Genomic DNA, 8,394 nt, shown 5'->3' with positions numbered 1-8,394 from the left:
GAAAATATCGTTTGGACGAAAGCCCGGCCATAATCGAGGCTTTTCAGAAAGGTTTGCAAAGCTATAAACCTGACCCGAAAGGAAATAAAACCCGGCAATAAGTTTGATTAACGAGTCTTGTACCAAGTAAAGCTCTACTTTTGCCTGCAGGGATTCCCTTGGGGAATCCCTGCAGGATACTCCTTAAGGCTATCTCAAAACGGCCCCCAGTTGCTTCTTCAGTTGTTCCAGAAGGTTATCCATACTGTGGCTGACTTCAGCATCAGTCAGGGTTCTCTCGGCAGATTGGAATATGGCTTTAAATGCCATGCTCTTTTTGCCTTTAGGAACCTGTGCTCCTGAATACAGGTCAAAAAGCTTGAGATTGTAGAGCAGTGGGTTGTTCATCCCTTTAATAACGCTTATCACCTGGGATGCTTTGATTTCCTGATCCAGGAGAATAGCAATATCTCTCTCTACTGCCGGGTATCGGCTTATGGATTCCACTTTTTTGCTAGAACCCAGCAAGCTGAACAGCTTTTCTATATCCAATTCAAAAGCCGAAGCCCTTTCCTTAATATCATAGTTCTCCAAGACCAGGGGATGAAGCTCTCCTATCACTGCTATCTCCTGATCCTTCACCCAAAGGGACGCAGTTCTTCCAGGGTGGTAGGAAGGATTTTGGGTCTCCTTGAATTCATAATCAATGACCCCAAGCTGTTGCAGTAAATCTTCCATAATACCCTTCAAAAAGAAGAACTCCAATTCCACGCGGTGTTTCAACCAATTTAATTCGCTTTTCCCCGACACAATAGCTCCTAGCTTCAATTCTTCCATAGGTAATAGCTCGTTGGCCGGAATAAAGACCTGCCCCATCTCAAAAAAGGCCAGATTCTGGTTTTGACGGGAGAGGTTCCGTTGTATTGTCTCCAATAATCCTGGCAGCAACAGGGTACGCATAACACTTTGTTCTTCCGACAGGGGATTGGCAATCTTAACTACGTTTCGCAATGGGCTATCTGCCGGCAAAAGAAGCAGGTCAAAATCCGCCGGGTTTATAAAACTGTAGTTTACAACCTCAGAAAGACTTTGGGCTAAAATTTCATTAAGCTGTTGGCGGAATTTCTGATAGGAGTTTAAGCCACCACTGCTGCTTTCACCTTCAGGCAGGCTGGCAGGTATATTACCATAGCCATAAAGCCTGGCTACTTCTTCAATCAAATCTACTTCCATTTGAATATCCGGGCGATAGAACGGAATATCAACTGAAATCTGACCATCTTCTTCTTTAATGCCAAATTTTAATCTTTGTAAATATTGCTTGATTTCATCCGGGCTAATACTGGTACCCAGCAAGTAATCAACCCTTTCCGGACGCAAAGTAAGACTTAGGGGATTCCGGGGCTGGGGATAGATATCGCAGATCCCCTGCACTACCTCACCGCCGGCTAAATCCTGCATCAGGGCGGCAGTCCGGTTCAAGGCATATATCAGTCCTTCAATATCGGCTCCTTTTTCAAAACGAAGCGAAGAATCACTTCTTAAGCCAAGCCTTTTTGAGGTTTTGCGAATGCTGGGAGCCAAAAAATTGGCTGATTCCAACAAAACATCGCAAGTATCATCCTGAATCTCACTATTCTCCCCCCCCATAATACCTGCGAGGGCTACCGCCTTACTGCCATCAGTTATAACCAGCATTTCCGAATCCAGTACCCTTTCCACTCCATCCAGGGTAGTAAACTTTTCGCCGTCTCCAGCACGCCTGACCAGTATTCTTTTCTTGTCCCCCAGGAGATTATAGTCAAATGCATGCAGTGGCTGGTTGGTCTCGAGCATCACGTAATTGGTAATGTCCACTATGTTGTTTATGGGACGGATACCAGAATTAATCAGGGCTTCCTGCATCCATTCCGGTGATGCCTTAATGCTGACATTTTTCACCAGCCGGGCGGCATAGCGGGGACAGAGATCGGGAGCAACGATTTCTACCTTTATGTATTCCTCAACTTTCTCTACAGCAGGCTTAATTTTTATTTCCGGAATTCTTAATTCTTGGGCGTTCAGGGCGGAAACTTCCCGCGCCAGGTTTATCAAGCCCAGGCAATCACCCCGATTGGGGGTCAAGTCCAATTCAAGGACCGTGTCACTGCCCTGTTCCTGCCACCCCTCAACGGCTACTCCAGCCATGGTAAGGCGGTGCGCCAGTTCTTCCGGGCTCCAATCAATATCTACATATTTTTTTAACCAGTTCAAGGATACTCCCATTTCTTAAGCCTCCTAATTTAAACGTGATGCCACTGTAAAAAGTTATAAATATGTATTAACTTACATATTTATACCGTTCGCGGTCTACGCATGTATATTTACACAACCCTTATGCAAGAAAAAGAGGTTTTTGCAGTAGAGTCAAGCGTGCTTTTTTAAAATTGGGCCAAAAACCTCTTATCATTATCAAAAAACAAGCGCAGGTCATTGATTCCATATTTCAACATGGCTATACGCTCAATACCCATACCAAAAGCAAATCCCGTAACCTCTTCCGGGTCATAACCTCCATATTGCAGCACTCTGGGATTAACCATTCCGGCTCCCAAAATCTCCAGCCATCCGGTATGGGAACAAACCCGACAGCCTTCCCCTTTGCACATGACACAGGAGATGTCCATTTCCGCACTCGGTTCGGTAAAAGGAAAGAAACTGGGGCGATAACGAACCGTTACATCTTCCCCGAAAATCTGATGGGCAAAGCGAACCAGGGTTCCTTTGAGATGAGCAAAAGTAATTCTTCTGTCAATTACCAAACCTTCCACCTGATGAAACATGGGGGAATGAGTAGCATCGTCATCCTTACGGTATACTTTACCAGGTACTATTATTTTTATGGGAATCTGCGGGGCCATTTTTTCCATGGTTCTCACCTGTACCGGCGAAGTATGGGTTCGCAAAAGCAGCTCTTCACTGATGTAGAAGGAATCCTGCATATCCCGGGCCGGATGATCCCGCGGTACATTCAGAGCCTCAAAATTGTAATAATCCGATTCGATTTCAGGTCCCTCAGCAATAGTGAAACCCATTCCGATAAAAATCTCCTGTATTTCCTGGGTAATTTGAGTAAGGGGATGCTGTCTTCCGCCCTGTCGGGGAAGTCCAGGCAAGGTAACATCGATTTTTTCCTGCAGCAATCTCTGTTCCAGCTCATTAAGCTTAAAAGCTTCAATCTTCTCCTTCAGCATTTGCTCCAGATTTTGCTTAAGTTCATTGGCTACCCGTCCGGCTCTGGCCTTTTCTTCCCCACTCAAGTCTTTTAGTCCCCTCAATAACAGGGTTACTTCACCTTTGCGCCCCAGGGTCTTGATTTTAAACTCATTCAACTCTTCCATACTGGAAACCTGGGATAGCCTGAGCTGGCATTCTTTTTTAATCGCCTCAATTTTCCTCAACATATTAACTAAACCTCCTGGCAGAAAATAAAAAACCTTCCTCCCCTTAGGGACGAAAGCCTAGTTCCGCGGTACCACCCTTATTAATCAAACCACTATCCTTAATGCGGTTTAATTCTCTTCGCTGCCCTTTAACGGTGGCTACCGGTGAGATCTACTACTATTTCAATCCACTGCTCCCAGGTGAATTCACCTGTTTTCCCTCCTGGCCATACTTTCAGTCTCCGGTACGGCCTCCCTGCAAGGCTTCCAGCAGGTTACTTATCCTGTTCCCAGCGATTTCTTATTGAGTTATAAACATCTTATAGAGAAGATAATACAGTATACAACCGGATTGCTCAAAAAGATGCCATAGATTATCAGCTGAATTCATCGTCTGGGTCCACCCTTCAAATTATTATGAGGGCCGAACTTCAAGGAAATTGTATCATATTTATAAAATCAAGACAAGGTAAAACCCTGTCTCTGTTTCCACGCCTCATGCATAATTATAGCACAAGCTACCGCTGCATTCAAAGAGTCAACTTCGGGCTTTATGGGTATTTTGAAACTGCTATCACAGATCTTTTCTATTACATTTCTCACTCCCTGTGATTCGCTTCCTATGGTCAGAACTGATGGACCTGTAAAATCAAGGGAAAACATCTCTGTCCTGGCTTGCAGTGAAGTGCAGAATATTTTGTAGCCATTCTGCTTTAAGCATTTTAAGCCATCCACTGGAAAATCAAGTAAAACCGGGATGTTAAAAATACCTCCCATACTGGCTCGAACTACTTTGGGGTTGAAAGGATCAACCGAATCCGGGCTAAGTAGAATCCCATCCGCTCCCAGGGCCCATCCGCTGCGAATAATAGTGCCCAGATTCCCGGGGTCAGCAATATGGTCAAGAAAAACCAAAAAAGCGTTTTTTGACCCAAAATCCACCCCCGACCAGGAAGGAATTTGGCAAACCGCGACAATTCCCGGTGGATTTTCGGTATCGCTAATATGCTTCATCAGTCGTTCATCCACCATATAGCATTCCCATTCGGGGTGCTGCTGGCTCAGCTCGATATATTCATCAGCAAACTTGGGCTCAACAAAAATCTGTCGTAGTAGCTTCGGATGTTTAAGAGCTTCTTCCATCATATTTCTGCCTTCAATAAGAAAACAAGTTTCCTGCTTTCTAAAGCTTTTCTGTTTCAACCTGACAGCATATTTAATTTTTTGATTATCCTTTGAGCTTATCTCCAGCAAAACCTCACCTGATTTCTTTAAAAGAATGCCCCATTCCGTCAACATTCATAATATTATTTATTCCTTTTTGCAGTGATATTAGTTTCGTAAAAGCAAAAAAATATGGCCCGGGGCCATATTTTTTATTTCTATTGCACGCTTCTTATTGCACGTTTCTCTTGGCCAGTTCGGCCAGTTGGGTAAAACCCTGGGGGTCACTGATGGCCAGTTCCGCCAATAACTTCCGGTTTATGTCTACTCCCGCCACTTTCAGACCATGAACCATTCTGCTGTAGGTAGTTCCATTATTACGGGCGGCAGCATTGATGCGAGCAATCCATAGTCTACGAAAATCCCTTTTCTTCAATCTCCTATGAATATAAGCATATTGCCCGGATTTCATTACCTGTTCATTGGCTACCCGGAAGAGCTTGGATTTGCTGCCCCGGTATCCTTTGGCCAATTTTAAGATTTTCTTATGTCTTTTATGTGAGGTGACTCCACCTTTTACTCTTGGCATCAGCTAAACCTCCTAAGAATTAATTAAAAAGTGAGGGGTAAGGAGTGTGGGATTAAAACAATTCTTGGTACATCTCCTCGTTCAAGCACCCACTGATTCATCTTTCATTGTTGTTGTAACTCTCAATAAAGATTTAATATGGGATTAAGCGAGATATCCCTCTGTTTTCCGCCTCGCTTACCAGACCGGCCTTGCGGAGATTTCTCTTTCTTTTTGGACTTTTACCCCCCAGGAGATGACTGGCATAGGCTTTTGACCTTTTTATTTTTCCAGTACCGGTCTTTTTGAATCTCTTGGCTGCACCCCGGTGGGTTTTGATCTTGGGCATTAAGCTTCCTCCTTTTTTTCCTTTTTCTCGATCTTCTCCTGTTCCAGTTTCGGTACAAGAATAGTTACCATATTTCTTCCTTCAACCTTGGGCATTTTTTCTATCGCTGAAATATCAGATAATTGCTCAGTAAGTTTAAGAGACAATCTTTCTCCAATCTCCGGGTGGGTTATTTCTCTTCCCCTGAACATAATGGTCAACTTGACTTTATCCCCGCCACTCAAGAATTTGCGAGCGTTCTTAGCCTTGACCTGAAAATCATGTTCTTCAATATTGGGCCTCATTTTTACTTCCTTAATGGTAATTATCCTTTGTTTCTTACGGGCTTCCTTTTCCCTCTTACTCTGTTCAAATCTATACTTGCCATAGTCCATTAAACGGCAAACTGGGGGCTTGGCTGAAGGAGCCACCTCCACCAGGTCCAGCTCTTTTCCCTGAGCCAGATCCATGGCATCACGGATAGAAACAATGCCCAATTGCTCACCGCTTTCGCTAATGAGCCTCACTTCCTTAACCCGGATTTCCTCGTTTAACCTCAAATCCTTACTGATGAGAAGTCCACCTCCTAATCAAAATAAAAAAAGCGGGTCGCAAAAACCCGCTTGTTGGAAATGCCTTTACTGTTTAACAGGAATTTTAATTTCCTGTTAAAGTATCCGCTTATCCAATACCTTACGAACCATAGTTGTAAGGTGAGAAGCATGGCTCCTGCTTAAATACACCAAGGAGTATACCATAAATGGCTGTCTTATGCAATAATTCGACTAAAGAAATTTATCCATAATCTCCTTCTTAATTGTTTGCTTAAATTCCTGCAACGCTTTGGCACCCAGGTCACCCTCTTTACGATGACGAACCGACACCGTGCCCTCTTCTGCCTCCCGATCGCCCAGAACCAGGAGATAGGGTATCTTCTGCAACTGCCCTTCCCTTATCTTGTAGCCAATTTTTTCACTGCGGAAATCAGCCTCTACCCTTATACCCGCCTGCTCCAGTTCCGCCACTACCTGGGAAGCATAATCCTGGCTTCTCTGGGTAATAGGCAGCACCCGGACTTGAACCGGAGCCAACCACAGCGGAAAGGCACCGCCAAAATGTTCGGTTAGAATGCCAATGAAGCGTTCAATACTACCGTATATAACCCGGTGAATCATTACCGGTCGGTGTTTTCCCCCATCCTCACCCACATAAGTGAGATCGAATTTTTCCGGCATCTGAAAATCCAGTTGTATGGTACCACACTGCCAGGTGCGATCCAGTGAATCCTGGAGATGGAAATCGATCTTAGGTCCGTAAAAAGCCCCATCACCTTCATTGACTTTGTACTCCATGCTCCTTTCCTCCAGGGCTTTTATCAAGGCATTGGTAGCCACATCCCAGATTTCATCAGAGCCCATAGCATTCTCCGGCTTGGTGGAGAGCTCCACATGGTAGGAAAAACCAAAGAGACTATAGAAACGATCCACCAGATCCATTACTCCCTTGATTTCGTCGATGATCTGTTCCGGCAACATGAATATATGGGCATCATCCTGGGTGAAGGCCCGCACCCGCATCAATCCATGCAAGACACCGGACATTTCATGCCGGTGTACCAGCCCCATTTCCCCCATCCGCAAAGGTAGTTCCTTATAGCTATGCAAGTTTTGCTTGTATACCAGCAGTCCTCCCGGGCAATTCATCGGTTTTATGGCATAATCACCCTCGTCAATGGTGGTAAAATACATATTATCCTTATAGTGATCCCAGTGCCCTGATCTCTCCCACAGCTCCCGGCTAAGAATTATCGGGGTGCGTATCTCCTGGTAACCCGCTTTTCGGTGTTCCTCTCTCCAAAAATTCTCCAGTTCATTACGCAAAACCATCCCTTTGGGCAGGAAAAAGGGAAATCCCGGGCCCTCGTCTAAAACCACAAACAGACCCAGTTCCCTTCCCAAGCGCCGGTGATCGCGTTTTTTAGCTTCCTCCAATTTTTGCAGGTAATCATCGAGCATAGACTTTTTAGGAAAGGAAGTGGCATAAACCCTCTGTAGCATGGGGTTTCTCTCACTCCCCCGCCAATAAGCCCCGGCCAGGCTCATGACCTTTATGGCTTTCAAACGACCGGTTGAAGGTAGATGCGGACCAGCACAGAGGTCAACAAACTCACCCTGCTGGTAAGTGCTGATTACAGCATCTTCAGGAAGGTCTTCAATCAATTCCAGTTTGTAATCCTCACTATGCTCGCTAAAAAACTGCAGGGCTTCTTCCCGTGATAGTTCTTTTCTAACTATAGGATAATCGGCTTTTATAATCCGTTTCATTTCTTCTTCGATGGCGGCAAAATCCTCCGGAGTAAAGGTATGTCCGCTGTCAAAATCATAATAGAATCCCTTGTCAATAGCCGGACCTATCGCCAGCTTGCTCTCCGGCCACAATCTTTTTACCGCCTGGGCCATGACATGAGCGGAAGAATGCCGGTAAACCTCACGGGCTCTTTCATCTTCGAAATCAAGCAGTTCCAGGCAACCGTCTTCCTTGACCTGGCTATTCAAATCAGATATTTTGCCGTTAAAAACAGCTGCCATTGCATTTTGGGCCAGTTTAGGGCTGATATCTTCCGCAACCTGCAAAAGACTTATGCCTTCCGGATATTCCCGCTGGCTCCCGTCTTTCAATCTGATGGATATCATTTAAATTCCTCCCAAATTATACTATCACGCCTCATCGCAGGCATGGGCGCAGGCACGGGCGCAGGCACGGGGACGGTTCTTTTGCCTGCTTTCCTTTTCTTATTTATCCCCATCAGGCATGGGGACGGTTCTTTTGCCTGCTTTCCTTTTCTTATTTATCCCCATACCAAAGAACAGAAACACCAGTAATAATGAATCCAGGGGTGCTTAAGCAGCAAAATGCGACTGCCCTGCCATAAC

General features: G+C 45.1%; 7 protein-coding genes and 1 other annotated feature. All 7 genes read right to left on the bottom strand.

Features of this window, described 5'->3' with window-relative positions; all coding sequences use genetic code 11:
• Nucleotides 1–189: 189 nt before the first annotated feature.
• The 7 genes from pheT to thrS all read right to left on the bottom strand — a co-directional run bounded on the left by pheT (nucleotide 190) and on the right by thrS (nucleotide 8,154).
• A complete protein-coding gene (gene pheT, locus PHP87_RS09535; RefSeq protein WP_299920666.1) occupies nucleotides 190–2,244 on the bottom strand; it encodes a phenylalanine--tRNA ligase subunit beta in 2,055 nt (684 codons plus the stop codon).
• Nucleotides 2,245–2,399: 155 nt separating this feature from the next.
• The gene (gene pheS / locus PHP87_RS09530) at nucleotides 2,400–3,422 is read right to left on the bottom strand and encodes a phenylalanine--tRNA ligase subunit alpha (protein WP_299920664.1); all 1,023 of its coding nucleotides are present in this window, start codon (nucleotides 3,420–3,422) and stop codon (nucleotides 2,400–2,402) included.
• Between the two features lie 42 nt (nucleotides 3,423–3,464).
• Nucleotides 3,465–3,702 (bottom strand) — a binding site (T-box leader).
• 158 nt (nucleotides 3,703–3,860) lie between these two features.
• The gene (locus tag PHP87_RS09525; protein WP_299920662.1) at nucleotides 3,861–4,700 is read right to left on the bottom strand and encodes an RNA methyltransferase; all 840 of its coding nucleotides are present in this window, start codon (nucleotides 4,698–4,700) and stop codon (nucleotides 3,861–3,863) included.
• Nucleotides 4,701–4,797: 97 nt separating this feature from the next.
• Entirely contained in the window at nucleotides 4,798–5,154 is a 357-nt protein-coding gene (gene rplT / locus PHP87_RS09520) for a 50S ribosomal protein L20 (protein ID WP_299920659.1), read from the bottom strand.
• A 133-nt stretch (nucleotides 5,155–5,287) separates the two neighbouring features.
• Nucleotides 5,288–5,482 (bottom strand): 50S ribosomal protein L35, encoded by a 195-nt coding sequence (gene rpmI / locus PHP87_RS09515; RefSeq protein ID WP_299920656.1) that lies wholly within the window; start codon nucleotides 5,480–5,482, stop codon nucleotides 5,288–5,290.
• Complete coding sequence (infC, locus tag PHP87_RS09510) at nucleotides 5,482–6,021, bottom strand: translation initiation factor IF-3 (RefSeq protein WP_299920654.1); 540 nt, start codon at nucleotides 6,019–6,021, stop codon at nucleotides 5,482–5,484. The genes rpmI and infC overlap by 1 nt, the downstream gene beginning before the upstream one ends.
• Before the next feature lie 225 nt (nucleotides 6,022–6,246).
• Entirely contained in the window at nucleotides 6,247–8,154 is a 1,908-nt protein-coding gene (gene thrS, locus PHP87_RS09505) for a threonine--tRNA ligase (RefSeq protein WP_299920652.1), read from the bottom strand.
• Nucleotides 8,155–8,394: the final 240 nt, after the last annotated feature.

The organism is Syntrophomonas sp., from assembly GCF_028707975.1.
Taxonomy (GTDB): Bacteria; Bacillota; Syntrophomonadia; order Syntrophomonadales; family Syntrophomonadaceae; genus Syntrophomonas.
The sequence above is the reverse complement of the archived record's forward strand: the minus strand, read 5'-3'. Positions and strand labels throughout refer to the sequence as shown.

What these genes read in the sequence shown, in the direction of transcription:
- pheT (WP_299920666.1), bottom strand. Translation starts at nt 2,244, where the DNA reads ATGGGAGTATCCTTGAACTGGTTAAAAAAATATGTAGATATTGATTGG.
- pheS (WP_299920664.1), bottom strand. Translation starts at nt 3,422, where the DNA reads ATGTTGAGGAAAATTGAGGCGATTAAAAAAGAATGCCAGCTCAGGCTA.
- PHP87_RS09525 (WP_299920662.1), bottom strand. Translation starts at nt 4,700, where the DNA reads ATGTTGACGGAATGGGGCATTCTTTTAAAGAAATCAGGTGAGGTTTTG.
- rplT (WP_299920659.1), bottom strand. Translation starts at nt 5,154, where the DNA reads ATGCCAAGAGTAAAAGGTGGAGTCACCTCACATAAAAGACATAAGAAA.
- rpmI (WP_299920656.1), bottom strand. Translation starts at nt 5,482, where the DNA reads ATGCCCAAGATCAAAACCCACCGGGGTGCAGCCAAGAGATTCAAAAAG.
- thrS (WP_299920652.1), bottom strand. Translation starts at nt 8,154, where the DNA reads ATGATATCCATCAGATTGAAAGACGGGAGCCAGCGGGAATATCCGGAA.